This is a genomic window from Pedobacter paludis, from assembly GCF_003173575.1.
GTDB lineage: Bacteria > Bacteroidota > Bacteroidia > Sphingobacteriales > Sphingobacteriaceae > Pedobacter > Pedobacter paludis.
On the sequence record NZ_QGNY01000007.1, the window covers coordinates 1 to 14,438 of the forward strand.

General features: G+C 49.7%; 14 protein-coding genes. 10 read left to right on the forward strand and 4 right to left on the reverse strand.

Annotated features, from left to right (window positions below; all coding sequences use genetic code 11):
- Positions 1 to 101: 101 nt before the first annotated feature.
- From DF947_RS17595 to DF947_RS22130, 3 genes are all read left to right on the forward strand, one after another.
- Positions 102 to 896 carry a 3'-5' exonuclease gene (locus tag DF947_RS17595; RefSeq protein ID WP_146202937.1) on the forward strand — a complete coding sequence of 265 codons (795 nt, stop codon included), beginning with the start codon at positions 102 to 104 and terminating at the stop codon, positions 894 to 896.
- A gap of 152 nt (positions 897 to 1,048) precedes the next feature.
- Positions 1,049 to 2,215, forward strand: a complete 1,167-nt coding sequence (locus tag DF947_RS17600) for a tetratricopeptide repeat protein (RefSeq protein ID WP_109931371.1) — start codon at positions 1,049 to 1,051, stop codon at positions 2,213 to 2,215.
- Positions 2,216 to 2,395: 180 nt separating this feature from the next.
- Positions 2,396 to 2,794 carry a DUF5655 domain-containing protein gene (locus DF947_RS22130; RefSeq protein WP_146202938.1) on the forward strand — a complete coding sequence of 133 codons (399 nt, stop codon included), beginning with the start codon at positions 2,396 to 2,398 and terminating at the stop codon, positions 2,792 to 2,794.
- 39 nt (positions 2,795 to 2,833) lie between these two features.
- Here DF947_RS22130 and DF947_RS17605 read toward each other — a convergent pair whose 3' ends face one another.
- A complete protein-coding gene (locus tag DF947_RS17605; protein ID WP_146202939.1) occupies positions 2,834 to 3,274 on the reverse strand; it encodes a hypothetical protein in 441 nt (146 codons plus the stop codon).
- Positions 3,275 to 3,437: 163 nt separating this feature from the next.
- On the opposite strand from DF947_RS17605, the gene DF947_RS17610 reads away from it, so the two are divergent.
- From DF947_RS17610 to DF947_RS17630, 5 genes are all read left to right on the forward strand, one after another.
- Positions 3,438 to 4,214 carry an ImuA family protein gene (locus DF947_RS17610; RefSeq protein ID WP_109931373.1) on the forward strand — a complete coding sequence of 259 codons (777 nt, stop codon included), beginning with the start codon at positions 3,438 to 3,440 and terminating at the stop codon, positions 4,212 to 4,214.
- A gap of 7 nt (positions 4,215 to 4,221) precedes the next feature.
- Positions 4,222 to 5,706 carry a Y-family DNA polymerase gene (locus DF947_RS17615; protein ID WP_240615406.1) on the forward strand — a complete coding sequence of 495 codons (1,485 nt, stop codon included), beginning with the start codon at positions 4,222 to 4,224 and terminating at the stop codon, positions 5,704 to 5,706.
- 5 nt (positions 5,707 to 5,711) lie between these two features.
- Positions 5,712 to 8,900 carry an error-prone DNA polymerase gene (locus tag DF947_RS17620; protein ID WP_109931375.1) on the forward strand — a complete coding sequence of 1,063 codons (3,189 nt, stop codon included), beginning with the start codon at positions 5,712 to 5,714 and terminating at the stop codon, positions 8,898 to 8,900.
- Positions 8,901 to 9,022: 122 nt separating this feature from the next.
- Positions 9,023 to 9,835 carry a helix-turn-helix domain-containing protein gene (locus DF947_RS17625; RefSeq protein WP_109931376.1) on the forward strand — a complete coding sequence of 271 codons (813 nt, stop codon included), beginning with the start codon at positions 9,023 to 9,025 and terminating at the stop codon, positions 9,833 to 9,835.
- A 67-nt stretch (positions 9,836 to 9,902) separates the two neighbouring features.
- Complete coding sequence (locus DF947_RS17630; protein WP_109931377.1) at positions 9,903 to 10,454, forward strand: cupin domain-containing protein; 552 nt, start codon at positions 9,903 to 9,905, stop codon at positions 10,452 to 10,454.
- A 403-nt stretch (positions 10,455 to 10,857) separates the two neighbouring features.
- Here the strand turns inward: DF947_RS17630 and DF947_RS17635 are convergent, their stop codons facing one another.
- The 3 genes from DF947_RS17635 to DF947_RS22430 form a co-directional block, all read right to left on the reverse strand.
- Complete coding sequence (locus tag DF947_RS17635) at positions 10,858 to 11,406, reverse strand: hypothetical protein (protein WP_109931378.1); 549 nt, start codon at positions 11,404 to 11,406, stop codon at positions 10,858 to 10,860.
- A 159-nt stretch (positions 11,407 to 11,565) separates the two neighbouring features.
- A complete protein-coding gene (locus DF947_RS22425) occupies positions 11,566 to 12,075 on the reverse strand; it encodes an FAD-binding domain-containing protein (protein WP_205940816.1) in 510 nt (169 codons plus the stop codon).
- A 260-nt stretch (positions 12,076 to 12,335) separates the two neighbouring features.
- Complete coding sequence (locus DF947_RS22430) at positions 12,336 to 12,947, reverse strand: deoxyribodipyrimidine photo-lyase (RefSeq protein ID WP_205940821.1); 612 nt, start codon at positions 12,945 to 12,947, stop codon at positions 12,336 to 12,338.
- Positions 12,948 to 13,273: 326 nt separating this feature from the next.
- On the opposite strand from DF947_RS22430, the gene DF947_RS17645 reads away from it, so the two are divergent.
- Positions 13,274 to 13,855 carry a UPF0758 domain-containing protein gene (locus DF947_RS17645; RefSeq protein ID WP_109931379.1) on the forward strand — a complete coding sequence of 194 codons (582 nt, stop codon included), beginning with the start codon at positions 13,274 to 13,276 and terminating at the stop codon, positions 13,853 to 13,855.
- A gap of 107 nt (positions 13,856 to 13,962) precedes the next feature.
- Positions 13,963 to 14,400 carry a DUF6908 domain-containing protein gene (locus DF947_RS22135; protein ID WP_146202940.1) on the forward strand — a complete coding sequence of 146 codons (438 nt, stop codon included), beginning with the start codon at positions 13,963 to 13,965 and terminating at the stop codon, positions 14,398 to 14,400.
- Positions 14,401 to 14,438 lie beyond the last annotated feature (38 nt).

Sequence of the window (14,438 nt, forward strand, 5' to 3'; positions counted from 1 at the left end):
CTGTAAAATTGGGGAGAGAAGATTATATTTGACCTCCTTTAAGCTACTTGAATCAAACCCCAGAGGCAAAAAGTCGGCTGCACACTTTGGAATAAAACGGAGTGGATACTATTGCTGAAATCCCCAACATGTCGCTGGGCAGGTACGGATTACTGAAGGCCTTGAAAGCAGCGAGCCCTGAGTCGAAGCTGTATGCGGTCGGGGATGACTGGCAGTCGATTTTCCGCTTCACGGGAAGTGATATCAGTATCATTACGCAGTTCTCCAGACATTTTGGGGCAACGGCTGCCAACAGTGTCCTGCAGACCTACCGTTTTAATGACAGGATCCTGGCTTTAAGCAGTAGCTTTGTGATGGCGAATCCCTCGCAACTGAGCAAGCAGCTGTCCTCTCCTTTTAAGGCCAGCCTGCCCCCTTTTGTGCTGGTGCCGCAGGTCCTTTCGGGAAACAGGGCGCAGCGGGCCCTGCAGAAGTTCGATGTGCTTTGCGGGGTGGTGGGCAGGATTTCGATGGACCATACCTGTGGAACGGTGTTTCTGATAGGCCGTTACCACCACAACGCGCCGCCGGACCTGCGGGAACTGCAGCGGCTTTACCCTAAGTTTAAGCTGGTGTACCATACCGCGCATGCCTGTAAGGGACTGACCTGCGAGGTTTCGGTTTTGCTGGATCTGGATGGCGGGGTGTACGGTTTCCCATCGGAAATGGCGGATGATCCGATTTTGGGGAATCTTTTGCATGAGGGGGAAAGTTACGAAAACGCGGAGGAAAGAAGGCTGTTTTATGTGGCCCTGACCCGGGCGCGCCATCAGGTGTATCTGCTTTTTAATCCCAACAACCGCAGCAAGTTTATCGATGAACTGATTTCGGATTTTGGCGTAGGCCGGGATGTTTAGTGGAATGAACGGTATGGGCCTTGCCTGCTGCAGTTTTTCCAGTTATGGCCTACCCTTCCCCCCGGGCGGATTCAGTCTGTAAAACTATATGTTCCACTTGTTTTTTTAAGCGGGAAATTATGCCAATCTTTAGTCAACCAAATTGACCTCGAATGAATTTTGCTCTGATCCTGCTCCTTGGCGGCATTTTGTGCCGGATTTCTTTTATGCTTATTACCGTTATCCATGAACTGGGGCATGCGCTTACCGGGATGCGGTTTTCCGCAGCCGGTGCGACTGTTTACCTGGGCTCGCATGGGGACGTTCATGGATCCTACAAATGCTCAGCGGGCAAACTTACTGTGTATATCCGCAGGAATCCTTTTAAATGGAGCGGCGGGATGTGTGTACTGGATGACCATTCTTTTTCGGTAAACAAAAAAATTGTCGAGCTCCTGGCGGGTCCGCTTAGCCCCTTTCTGATGGCCGCAGCGGCTTTTTCCCTGTCGATGTATTTCGATGCGCACGGTTCGGTCAGACTCCTTCTGGCCGTTTTTCTGGGCGTATCCATTTTCAGTATGTTTCAGAGCCTGATCCCTTCCTCCAGACCGGTGACCACTTTTCAGGGAAAGCAGGTGAACAATGACGGGCGGCAGATCCGGAACCTGGTCAGGATAAAGCGGGCGGAGCCTGCGCTTAACCGGGCAGTGGCGCTGTACGATGAAGGAAATTATGCACAGGCGGGGATGCTCTTTGAGCAGCAGGTGCTCAAGGTAATCCGGGAGCCGGAAATTTTCAGGCTTGCGACCCTGGCTTACCTGCATTCGAAGGACTACGAAAAGGCCTGGCTGTTGTCGGTTGAGCATTTAAAGGTAGCCGGCTTTGAGGCTGACGATTTTTCCAATGCGGCGCTGGCCTGCTCGAACCTGGATAAAACTGAAGAGGCAGTCCACTATTATCGGCAGGCCCTGGCCCTGGATCCGGACCATAAATATGCACTGAACAATTTTGGCTTTACCCTGAATGATATGGAACGCTACGGGGAGGCTGTTGCTGTGTTTGACAGGGCCATCGAGGTTGATCCGCTATTTGCCTATTCTTATTGCAACCGCGGGCTGTCCAGGATTATGCTCGGGGATGCAGCGGGCGGCCTGGCGGATATAGAGAAATCCCTTGGCCTGGATGCGGAGAATGCCTACGCTTACCGTAATCTGGGCATCTATTACCTTAGGCAGGGCGATGCACCAAAGGCCCTTGAGCTGTTTGGGAAAGCGAAATCCGCTGATCCCTGCACGCATAAAATAGATTATTTTATGGAAGCGGCCGCAAAGTTGATCTAGCAATTGATGGTGTATGGCCCGGCATGTCCTCTCTGAGGCAAGGCTGTGGAACTGGCCTGAAGCTTATCACCCGCGCGTATCTGCTGAAGCTTAATTGATGCTCATTTCCCGGCTTGTACAGGTAGCGGTCTCTGTGAGGCTACGGCATGGTTTTCGCTATATCTGGGTAAAAAAAAAGCGATGAGCTGGACCTGCCCCGACTGTGACCGTGAACTGCCCTGGAAGGATTACCGGCATTATTGCCGGCGGGTAGACCTGGACAGTCTGTTTGTCGGGCGATCGGCCGAACTGGTGCTGGCCTTTGATAAGATCCTTGCGGAGGTGTCCTGCTGGCCGGGGGTACTGATCGGGGTGACCCCGAACTGTATTGTGTTTACCAGAAGGGTTGGCTTTCTGATCATCCGGCCGATGAAAAAAGAGCTGGATATCAAGTTTTATTCGGCGGTGGCGCATCCGGAAAAGCCGGTGGCCAAAAGTGCCGCCTCGGGCAAAAAATTTGAGAACCACATCCGGATCAAAACTGCCGATGAGGTTGGTCCGGGACTGTTTATGTACATCCGGAAATCATACACGTTCTAGTTTTTTTGGTCCTGCTTAAGGCCGGATTTCCCTTTTGCTTCATTTTTTTGCCGGAACGGTTTTGTCCATCGAAAAGCCATGGCTGAAAAGTTTGAGGCAGATCTCCCATTCATCCTGGAGCATACCGGAGATATAGGTTGAAAAGATGCGGCTGAAGGCCGCAAAGTTGATCTCCGCTTTGCATACCACAAGGTACTCGTGGTCGGATTGCATGATGACTTCCCTCAGCTGCTTTGGCCAGCGGCCGAGCAGTTCTTTGGGGAGGAAATTAAAGCCGGCCCTATCGATGGCAAGGGTAATCTCCCGGAAGAGCGTTTCCTCTATTTCGGGAAGATAGACCTGCGTCCACTGGCCCTGCTCCTTTTGCAAAATGCCTATGATCTCCCCTTCCGGCAGTACCTGCCAGGGTCCGGTATTGCCGAAGCAGATCAGCTGGCAGCAGATGTTGTCGGCCGATGAAAAATGATCGATTTCCGTCATTTGTTTTGGATTTTGTCTTCTCGATTCTTTAAAATTACTAATTAATTTAGTATTTATCAACATTTTAGCCGCTATAAATCTTCGTTTGAACCGGTTTAAAACCATTCGAATTTATATTTGTTAACAATTTATAATTACTAATATTTTTAGTATTAATTTTGTAATGCTATTAAAATTTTCTTTTTCACTTAAAATTCCCCGGAGCATGCTGAGCGGCAAAAAGGCTATTGTATCGCAGTTGCAGGAGCGCATCCTATCACTGGAAGGCTATAAGCCCGGCGTGGAGGGAAGGGCGATGTCTTCGGGTGCGGGATGTTTGGACGCAATCTTTCCAATGGGCAGGATTCCGCTTGGGGTGCTGCATGAATTTATTGCGGGCGATATGGAATCCCTTGCCTCGACAGGCGGCTTTATCGCTTCGCTGCTTGCGCGTCTGATGGCGGGAAAAGGTGGCTGCATGTGGGTAAGTGCTTCCCGGAAAATCTTTCCCTCGGCCCTGGCAGCCTTTGGGCTATCGCCAGAACGCGTGGTCTTTATTGATTTAGCTTCGGACCGGGATGTATTATGGGCCGCGGAGGAAGCGCTGAAATGTGATGGGCTTTCGGCTGTGGTGATGGAGGTATCGGTGATCAGCTTTGCGCAGTCGAGACGGCTTCAGCTGGTAATGGAAAAAAGCAGGGTAAGCTGTTTTACGCTGCGAAAGAATATGGAAAAATTATCCTCTACAGTGGCAGCGGTCAGGTGGCAGGTATCAGCCTTGCCCAGCGCGCCCAAGGACGGGCTGCCCGGTCTGGGCTTTGCGCGCTGGCAGGTGGAGCTGCTCAAAGTGAAAAACGGGATTCCGGGCAGCGTGGTGCTGGAATGTGTGAATGGTAAACTCTCTGCCGTGGATATTATGGATGATTTGGACATGGAAGAAAGGGAGGCGCAGTATGGCTAGGCGGTACATGTCGATCTGGTTTCCCTCACTCTTGGTCGACTGGAAAAGGATCAAGCGGCCCGAGTTTGCTGGTATTCCTCTGGTTTTTGCCGACAAGGTAGGAAACCGGGTGGTGGTTACGGCAAGTTCTGCTGAAGCGGGCGCGCTTGGTGTTTATCCGGGCATGCCGCTGGCCGATGCGCGGGCGATCCTGCCGGAGCTGGAAGTAGTGGAAAACCAGGGGCATCGCAACATGGTTTTACTTCGCCATCTGGGCCAGTGGTGCATCCGCTATTCGCCGCTGGCGGGCGTGGACGGAGAAGACGGACTCTTGCTGGATATCTCGGGCTGCGCACATTTATGGGGCGGGGAAAAAGGGTACCTGAAGGAAATTGTACTCCGGCTCCGGGGTGCTGGGTATTTTGTCCGGGCAGCGATCTCGGATACCATCGGTGCTTCCTGGGCCGTGGCCAGGTTTGGAAAAGTCTCGCCCATTGTCGCTTCTGGCGGGGAACTGGAAGCGCTATCCCCTCTGCCGCCCATGGCCTTGCGGCTGGAAGCGCTGTCCTCTGCGAAACTGATTAAACTGGGACTATCCAAAATCAGCCTCTTTATCCATATGCCGCGTTCGGTCTTGCGGCGCAGGATTGGCGAGGCGGCGGTGGAAAAGATGGAGCAGGCACTGGGCATGCGGGAGGAAAGTTTTACGCCTGTGGAATTGCCGGCGGAGTTCTCCGGGCGGCTGCCTTGTTTAGAGCCGGTACGGACGCGAACAGCAATTGAGATTGCGATTCAAAAGCTGTTAGAAGGACTTTGTAAGAAACTAAAAGGTGAGGGATTAGGCTTGCGTTCGGCTAGGCTGCTCAGCTACCGGATTGATGGGAAGGTACTGGAAACCAGAATCGGAACGGGCAGTCCGAATATTTCAGTTTCGCATTTAAACAAGCTGTTTTCGCTCAAGATCGAAGAGATCGCGCCGGGCCTGGGTATTGAACTGTTTGTGCTCGAAGGACTAAAAGTGGAAGATTTAAAGGTACATCAGGAATCCATGTGGAAGGTTTTGGGAACTGAGGATTCGGGGATGGCTGAACTCTTGGACCAGATCTCGGGAAAGTTTGGGGCGTCCGTGATCCGGCGGTACCTGCCCCAGCCCTATCACTGGCCCGAGCGATCGGTTAAGGTGGCGGAGAGCCTGGATGAGCCAGTTTTAACCCCCTGGCGGACAGACCGGATGCGCCCGGTGCAGCTACTGGGTATTCCGGAAGCCGTTAGGGTGAGCGCCCCGATCCCTGATTATCCGCCGATGCTTTTTATTTACCGGGGCGTTAAGCATCTGGTCAAAAAAGCGGACGGTCCGGAGCGTATTGAGCGGGAATGGTGGCTGGATGCCGGGGAGCACCGGGACTATTACCAGGTGGAGGATGAAGCGGGCAGACGCTACTGGCTTTTCCGCTCCGGGCATTATGATGAAAAGAAGACTTCTGGCTGGTTTATCCATGGATTTTTTGCTTAAAGGTGATGGAATATACAGAGTTACAGGTGACCAGTAATTTTAGTTTTCTTCGGGGCGCTTCTCACCCCGAGGAACTCATCGGGCAAGGGGAATTGATGGGTTATAAAAAAATAGCGATTACCGATAGAAATACGCTGGCGGGTATCGTGCGGGCGCATGCCGCGGCCAAGGATAAAAACATTTCTTTGATACCCGCCTGCCGGCTGGATTTGCTTGACGGACCATCTTTGCTGGCTTATCCCAGGGATATCGAGGCTTATGGCAGGCTGTCGGGCTTGCTTAGTCTGGGAAACCTGCGGGCAGAGAAAGGTCAATGCCATTTGTATATGGAGGATGTATTTTCGGTCTCTTCCGGCATCGAATTTATTGCGGTGCCTCCGGCAGAGCTTAACCAGCTTTTTGATTTTGAAGATGCTTTTAAGTCCCAACTAGGGGTTTATAAAGAGGCTTTGGGCAGTGCCCTGCATTTATCGGCAAGCCGGAGTTATAGCGGGGATGACCATAAGCGCTTATTCAGGCTGGATAAACTGGCAGCTTCTTTAGGAATTCCGCTGGCGGCAACCAATGACGTGCATTATCACTGTCCCGCCCGCAGGGAGTTGCAGGATATATTGACCTGCACGCGGGAGAAATGTACGATACACAATGCGGGACTGCTATTGCACCATAACGCCGAGCGTCATCTGAAGGACAAGGCGGAGATGTCCAGGCTCTTCAGGCAATATCCCTCAGCGATCAGCAATGCTTATGCGCTGGGGGAACGGTGTCATTTTTCACTGGACGAGCTGAAATATGTTTATCCCGATGAGATCACTTCCGGCGGGCGGTCCCCGATGGAAGAACTGGTTTATCTGACCTGGAATGGGGTCGCTGAAATTTTTGGGGAGGAGGTTCCGGAGAAGATTCGATCGAACATTGCCCATGAGATGAGTTTTATTCGGGAGATGGATTATGCACCATACTTTCTAACGGTTTATGATATTGTAAAATTCGCCCGCAGCAGGGGCATTCTTTGCCAGGGACGCGGTTCGGCGGCCAATTCCACGATCTGTTATTGTTTAGGGATTACTTCGGTCAATCCGGCCAAATTTGATCTGCTTTTTGAGCGCTTTATCTCTTCAGCCAGAAATGAGCCGCCGGACATTGATGTGGATTTTGAGCATGAACGGCGGGAAGAAGTGATCCAGTACATCTATGAAAAATATGGACGGGACCGGGCGGCGATTGTGGCGACTGTCACCCAGCAGCACCAGAAAGGGGCCATCCGGGATGTGGGCAAGGCCATGGGGCTGTCTGCTGATACGGTTGGAAAATTATCCGGTGCGCTCTGGCAGTATACTGATGAATGGTTTGATGAGGCAAGGATTTTGGAAGCCGGGCTGAATCCCAAAGATGGGCATTTAAGGAAGGTACTGGAGCTGACTTCGCAGATGATGGGCTTTCCACGGCAACTGGGCCAGCATACCGGGGGATTTGTGATTACCCGTGGCAAGCTGACCGACCTCTGCCCTATTTTAAATGCCAGAATGGCGGACCGGACCAATATCGAGTGGAATAAGGATGATATAGAGGCGCTGGGATTTTTAAAGATCGATGTGCTGGCGCTGGGCATGCTGACCTGTATCCGCAAGGCCTTTGATCTGGCAAAATTACATTATGGACTGGATCTGACTTTGGCCAAGATCAATGAAAAGGATGACCCGAAGGTGTATGAGATGATCAGCCATGCCGATACCATCGGGGTATTCCAGATCGAGAGCCGGGCGCAGCAGTCCATGCTGCCCAGGCTTCGACCAAACTGTTTTTATGATCTGGTGATCGAAGTGGCCATTGTACGGCCTGGCCCGATCCAGGGGGATATGGTGCACCCTTACCTGCGCAGGCGGAATGGAGAAGAGGCGATCGAATATCCCTCCAAGGAATTAGAGGAGATATTGGGGCGGACGCTTGGCGTGCCGCTGTTTCAGGAACAGGCGATGAAGATTGCGATTGTCGCGGCAGGCTTTACCCCTGCCGAAGCGGACGCCCTGAGGCGAAGTATGGCGACCTTCAAGTTTAAGGGGCTGGTCAACCAGTTTGAGCGGAAGCTGATTGACGGGATGACTTCCCGGGGCTATAGTGAGGACTTTGCGAAACGTATCTTTAAGCAACTCGAGGGTTTCGGCAGTTATGGGTTCCCGGAGAGCCATGCGGCAAGTTTTGCGCTGCTGGTTTACGTATCGTGCTGGCTGAAATGTTACTACCCTGATGTCTTTGCTGCTGCCTTGCTGAACTCCATGCCGATGGGCTTTTACCAGCCCGCCCAGATTGTCATTGATGCCAAAAACCATGGGGTCGAGGTACTGCCGGTGGATGTGAATTATTCTTTCTGGGACAATGTACTGGAGAAAAAATCGGGGAAGTATTATTCGATCAGGCTGGGCTTTCGTCAGGTGACCGGGATCCGGGAGGAGGAAATGGCTGTACTGCTCAGCAGACGAGTGACTCCCTTTGCTTTAGTCCATGAGCTGATGGATGCGGGGCTTTCGCTATCGACGCTGGAAAGGCTGGCGGATGCGGATGCGTTCCGCTCTCTGGGTCTGGACAGAAGGCGGGCACTCTGGGAAGTCTCTGCTCTGGCGGATCGGCCGGTGGAACTCTTTAAGGGGCAGGCATCGGAATCTGCCTCAGAGGGGCAGATCAGTTTGCCGCTGATGGCGGATTCGGCGCATGTGGTGCAGGATTATGCGGCTACCGCGCTGTCTTTAAAAGCGCATCCGGTGAGCTTTGTTCGGGAAAAGCTGTCATTGCTTAGGATTTTATCGACGCGGGAAATTGCGGAATCGCACGACGGGAGATTGGCGAAAGTGGCGGGATTGGTACTGGTTAGGCAAAGGCCTGGGACGGCCGGCGGGGTGTGTTTTATTACCATTGAGGATGAAACGGGGGTTGCGAACCTGGTGGTGTTTGAGGGACTTTTTACCAAGTACCGCAGGGAGGTGTTGGGCGCTAAACTGTTGATGGTGGAGGGCAAGGTACAGAAGGAAGGCGAAGTGGTGCATGTGATTGTGAAAAAATGTGTGGATCTTACCGGGCTGATGAAAAACCTGGCGCAGGATGAGCTAGCGGATGCTTTTATTCCAGTGGATAAACGGACGCAGGTACGGCAGCAAGGGAGTGACCTGGTATTGCCCTCGGGGCGGAATTTCAGGTAAACCGGTTGGTCATCCTATCCAGGAAGATAAATTTTATATCCGAGTTATCTTCAAGATCATTTTTACAGTAAGCTAACGTTTTGTACATAAATTACTTACCTTTAAATCCATAAGGAGTCTGTATGCACTTACGAGAAATTTATCCCAGTCCTGCACTCAGCCAGTTCATCAGGCTGTATCGGATCATAGATTTTGAATTTCAGCATTCGCTCCCCATACCTCCAAAGGCTTATTCTCCCAGGCCCGAACAATGCCTGCAGTTTTTCCCTTGTCCAACGCTGATCGAATATCAAGGAAGAAAGGTGAAGCCCAAGAATGCGCTGCTGATTGGTCAGCATACCATCGTGAACCAACGGACCGTGTTTAAAAAGTTCCTCTCCCTACAGGTGGTCTTTCAGCCAGATGCTTTGCACAGGTTACTAGGGCTTTCGCTTGAGGAACTAACGAATGAATCCATCGAGGCGGAACTTGTGCTGGGCAGTGAGGTTGAATCGGTTAATGATCAATTGTACCATTCTAGAGACCACCGGCATATGATTCAGATTGTGGAATCCTTCCTGTCGAAATTGTTCGGTAATACCCTGTATGATCCGCTGCCCATCGATCGCATGACGCGACTGATGCTTGAGCCCACGCAGCATTTAGATTGGTATGTATCGAATGCCTGCCTTTCTCACCGGCAGTTCGACCGCAAATTTATACAGCGGGCGGGCATTTCTCCTAAGGAGTATCTCAGAGTTGTACGCTTTGACCAGGCCTACCGGATGAAAAACGCTTACCCTGAAATGAGCTGGTTTAATATTGCAGTGGCCTGCGGTTATTATGATTATCAGCACCTGAGTAAAGAAACGAAGGCTTTCACCGGTCAAACGCCATCATCCTTTTTTTCGATGGGTTCTCCGGAAAGACTTCTTGGTACTGAGGAGGTGTATTAAAATGTCCATTTTCTACCACTAAAGCGTTCGCCAGTTTGCCGATTTTTGTCTGTCAAAAGACGATAAAATGGAAAGAAAAAAATTCATACAACAGGGTATTGGCGCAGTAGCATTACTGGCGCTTGGCAAAAATGCAATTGCGGCTAACGCTTCGGCAAAAAAGCCTTTTAAGATCGATGCCGGCAAAGGTAGGTTCAACGAATCCTTTCTCTACAAGGGCAAAAATCCAAATGACATCAAAATTTCAGGAAAGGATACCGATGGGCAGGTTGCGCTATTTGAATACATTGGCCATGAAAAAATAGGGCCTTCCTATCATGTTCATTTTGACCAGGACGAGGTGTTCTATGTGGTCTCGGGCAATTACCGCTTTGTGGTGGACGGCGAGACCTTACTGATGGGTCCGGGCGATACCATATTCCTACCTCGAAATATCCCACATACCTGGATACAGCAAAGTGACGAGGGAAAGTTGATTTATTTTGTTCAGCCTGCAGGTAAGGCGGAGGATTTTTTCAGGACCATGAGTAACCTGAAAGGAATACCTACAAAAGCGCAGATCGAAAAAATCCATGAAGAATGTGGAATGAAAATCGTTGGACCTGCATTAACACTGTAACTGGTGACATAACCAGCGATTTAATCAGTATCAATTTATTTTGATTTATTAAACTGGTCATATTTTTCCTGTTTTGTGCCGGGCTAACTTTGTGTTAACAAAAAAGAAAAAAATATGGTAATGTATAGGTGCTCTTTATCCCGGATGCTTTTAATTAGCTTGACTTTTAGCTGATATTTTTGCATCAGGCTTTCACATTCTTCCCTGGTGTCTTCATGCAGGCTTCCCTTAACTGTAATTGGCCATGTCTGGTTAAAAAACTCAGTTTTCTTTTTTGTATAGGGTAAGAAGGCCAGTACAATGAGATATGGATGCTCCCGCAGGCAGTGCCGAAGTAATAGCCGCCACCGATGCCAGCGACCGCCGAGAAAGAAAAGTTTCGATCTTTTATGCGAGCGAATCGCTATTTCTTTTCTACTCCATTTATTCTTAGTCTTGTCCAATTGCCAGGGAAGCCCTGCCCTTTGATATAACTTACCAGATATGGGTGACCTTTCAGATTGGGGTGATAGATATAGTCAAAAGAAAAGCTGATCTTGGTATCTGTCTTCTCGGTAATGGTGACTTCCTGATCAATGTCACTGCCCTGACCGGTGGTGAAGAACTTATCGCCTATTTTGCCGTTAAAACTGCCCTGCTGGATTTGCATAGTCGGATATTTTGGATCGCTGGCGATCAGTTTACCGCTTTCATCGATGCGCAGGTATGATATGGCTATCCCGTCCCCGCCAACGAGTGAGTAAAACTGGTAATATAATTTTCCGCTGATCATCACGCTATCCTTGATTTCGGTGTAGTTTTCTTTGTTCATATACCAGAGGTTACCAACCTGCATCGGAAGAAAGGAATTTACCTCTGCTGCAGTGCGGACGAGTGTCTGCTTTTTACAGGCGGTGAGCGTGGCTGCGAACAGCAGAATTAAAAGCGTGGTCTTTAGGGCGTTGTTTTTCATTGTTGGTTCCTTTTCAGCTTAAACGGGCGAAAAGCACTGGATGCTACAGATAACGGCAATTATTTGTTGTCTTTGATTTTCAGACATCTTAATGGTGTTTTTATTTATGGAGTGTACACTAGAACTGGCCGGTCTTTTCAGGATCAAGAAAATATTGGTTTAGCCTTTCGGTTTTATCTTTTTAATCAAGTTAATGGCCCTGCTCCATTTCGGATAAATTTCGATGGGCTTAGGGTAACCCTTGAACTGGTGCTCCCAGGGAATCAATACTTCCAGGTTATTCGCTGTTTTGAGCTCCGGGATCCAGTGCCGGATGAAATCCTGCGCCTTATATTTATTGGACTGGTTAACCGGGTCGGTGTAGCAGATCTCAAAGGCCTGCACGTGCCAGTTCATCCAGTTCGAGCTTACGTCGTAATCGATGGGTTTGGACTCGAAATATGCAGCTCCCCAGGTCCAGTCTATCTTTAGGTCATGCACGAAATAGCTCGCGCAGTTGACCCTGCCCCTATTGCTCATGAAACCGGTCCGGTTCAACTGCCTCATATGGGCGTCGATAAAGGGAATGCCGGTCTTGCCCTCGCGCCATTTCTTGAATTTAGTCGGATCGTTTTCCCGGGCATAGGTTTTGTTTTTGTAGCCATTTGGTCTTAAAGATCTGATCCCCAAAGCGCATGGACTTAAAGCTAAAATAGTCCCGCCAGACCAGCTCAAAGATCAGCCACCAGGTGCTCTGGTTCTTTTTGATTTTCTCTTCGTATGCTTTTACCTTTTCATCGATTTCCCTTGGTGATATGCAGCCCAAGGCTAAATAGGGCGAAAACTTGGAACTGTAGCCCATGCCTTCGGACTGGTTTCTGCTCCAGCGGTAATGGGTCAGTTCCTCGGATCTGAACGTGTAGTATTCCAGTCTTTCCAGCGCGGCATCTTCACCGCCATTGACGAATAGGTCTGGCGGGTTTGTATTCCTTTAAGGTGAAGCCATAATCCTTGTAAGAGGGGAATCTGGTGGCCTTGACCTTTTTAATTGGGTTTAGCTTTTTTGGGATGTCGAGGGTTTTCCTGGGCTCAGACTCCTTTCCGGCAGGAATGCGGTAGGCCTGACTGGTCAGGGGAATCTTGGCGGTAGAAAATGGGATATCGTCTTTATGGTACAGCGTCTTGCCCCAGAAAAAATGGAACTCCGTTTCAGGGAGTTCTTCCCTTAAGCTTTTGATGCGGTTCAACTCATAATTGGCATACTCCTCTTCTGCATAGATATCGGTAATCTGAAATTGTTGAACGAGTTCAGGAATGGTAGTTCGTGCGGATTCGATGCCGATAGTGAGTTGCCCACCGATTAGCTTCAGGTTAGCCTTGAGGTTATTAACCGACTGTTCCAAAAATCTAAAACGGTTGATGTCTGCCTTTGGGAAACCCAGATCATGGTTTTCGAAGTCTGATTTTTCCAGGCAGTAACAGCAGAGCACTTCACTGCATTCCTGTTGCGCGGTGACCAGGGCTTTGTTGTCGTGCAGCCGCAGATCGTTTTTAAACCAGATAAGTCCCCGTTTTTTTTGTTTTCATGTGTTCCGTGTTTTCCCTTATGGTCAGAAAAGATTGCCCCGCTGTCACTCTCTTCCCAACAATAGGCATCGTTTAGTCTGACATTTAAGCTAAACAATATGAAGAGCGGAAATGTTGCATCACCTTTTTTCTTAATAGCCAACTTCTTCTCCTTTCCAAGCTGGGCGCTGAATTTTATCCGATTTTACCGCGTAAAAAAAACTGGAATCGGATAAGGGTCTGGGTGTTCGGGTAAGTTGTTTTTGCACCGACTGTTTCATTCGGAACTGTGGAGTTTTGCTAGACAATTAAAAATCTTAGTATGAAACGAAATCCAATTTTAGCATCAGAATCCTTTATGTCATCCGCCAAAAGGTTCTACTTTTTTGATTTGAAATTAGCCGCAAACATGCGCTATTACCTCCAGATCACCCGTAGCGATCTTCGGGAAGATGGCAGTTACCAGCGGCACGTTATGATTGTTTTTGAAAGTGATTTCCCTGAGTTTATCTCGGGATTCACCTCGCTATTCTCCATGATGAGCTATTATGCCCGTGGTTATCAAAACTCGAAAGCCATTCTGCAGGAGCATCGCCAGTCCAGGGGAATAAAATCCCTGCCTGAAGAAGCAAGGCCACGGGAGCGCATGTACGACCAGGGCGCAGCTGCGCTGAGCGATTGTGAGCTTCTTGCTATTCTCCTCGGTGCAGGCTCTCCTGGCGAAACCGCGCTGGAACTTGCAGCACGCATCATTACAGGGCATGGTGGAGAAATAGATGGATTGAAAGGCTGCAGCTTTGCTTCCCTATGCCGATACAAAGGCATGGGTCTGGCTAAAGGCTGCGCGGTCATGGCGGCGCTGGAGCTCGCGAAAAGGATCAGTGCCGGGGCAGCCAGTCGCTGAAAGCCCGGGTGCATGACCGCATTTAGGGAAATCGGTACCCTATCGAAATAAAAAAAATGAAATCAACTTAACTGGAGGCGCAACCGGTGAAAGGGCGCAACATCATTATGGAATCTTTAGATCTGAACAGTACTAAAATCTTCTGCGAACTGTTGGAACGCATGAACGGAAAAGGGCATTGTAAATTACTCAGTCCGGGCTACACGCCCCTGACCATCGAAAAACTGGGCGGAAAATTCTCCAGTATCTGGGGTAAGGGGCACTTTTATAGCCTCTGCCATTACTGCAAACGTCAAGGGGATTTGATGCAGGACCCGGAGATGTGCTTTCTGGTGGTGGACAACCGGGAGTTTCCGCAAGATTTTGAGTCGGTGCACATCCTGCCCTATAGTTTTCAAAATGCACTGCTTGGGATTTATGAGGAAAGCATCACCTTTCTGAGTGACAGCGTTGGCGTATTTTTACCAAGAAAGCATAGTGAGCATCTGGACTTCGCAACGATGTGGCTTGAGAATATAAAGTTTCAGTTTCCGGTCGCGACATAAACAACAGGCATCGGATTGTTCTTTTTACTTTGACTCAT

Bases quoted from the DNA above. Each gene is read 5' to 3' on its own strand.
- DF947_RS17625 (WP_109931376.1), top strand. From the start codon at position 9,023: ATGCACTTACGAGAAATTTATCCCAGTCCTGCACTCAGCCAGTTCATC.
- DF947_RS17600 (WP_109931371.1), top strand. From the start codon at position 1,049: ATGAATTTTGCTCTGATCCTGCTCCTTGGCGGCATTTTGTGCCGGATT.
- DF947_RS17615 (WP_240615406.1), top strand. From the start codon at position 4,222: ATGTCGATCTGGTTTCCCTCACTCTTGGTCGACTGGAAAAGGATCAAG.
- DF947_RS17620 (WP_109931375.1), top strand. From the start codon at position 5,712: ATGGAATATACAGAGTTACAGGTGACCAGTAATTTTAGTTTTCTTCGG.
- DF947_RS17630 (WP_109931377.1), top strand. From the start codon at position 9,903: ATGGAAAGAAAAAAATTCATACAACAGGGTATTGGCGCAGTAGCATTA.
- DF947_RS17610 (WP_109931373.1), top strand. From the start codon at position 3,438: ATGCTATTAAAATTTTCTTTTTCACTTAAAATTCCCCGGAGCATGCTG.
- DF947_RS17645 (WP_109931379.1), top strand. From the start codon at position 13,274: ATGAAACGAAATCCAATTTTAGCATCAGAATCCTTTATGTCATCCGCC.
- DF947_RS17635 (WP_109931378.1), bottom strand. From the start codon at position 11,406: ATGAAAAACAACGCCCTAAAGACCACGCTTTTAATTCTGCTGTTCGCA.
- DF947_RS22135 (WP_146202940.1), top strand. From the start codon at position 13,963: ATGGAATCTTTAGATCTGAACAGTACTAAAATCTTCTGCGAACTGTTG.
- DF947_RS17605 (WP_146202939.1), bottom strand. From the start codon at position 3,274: ATGACGGAAATCGATCATTTTTCATCGGCCGACAACATCTGCTGCCAG.
- DF947_RS22130 (WP_146202938.1), top strand. From the start codon at position 2,396: ATGAGCTGGACCTGCCCCGACTGTGACCGTGAACTGCCCTGGAAGGAT.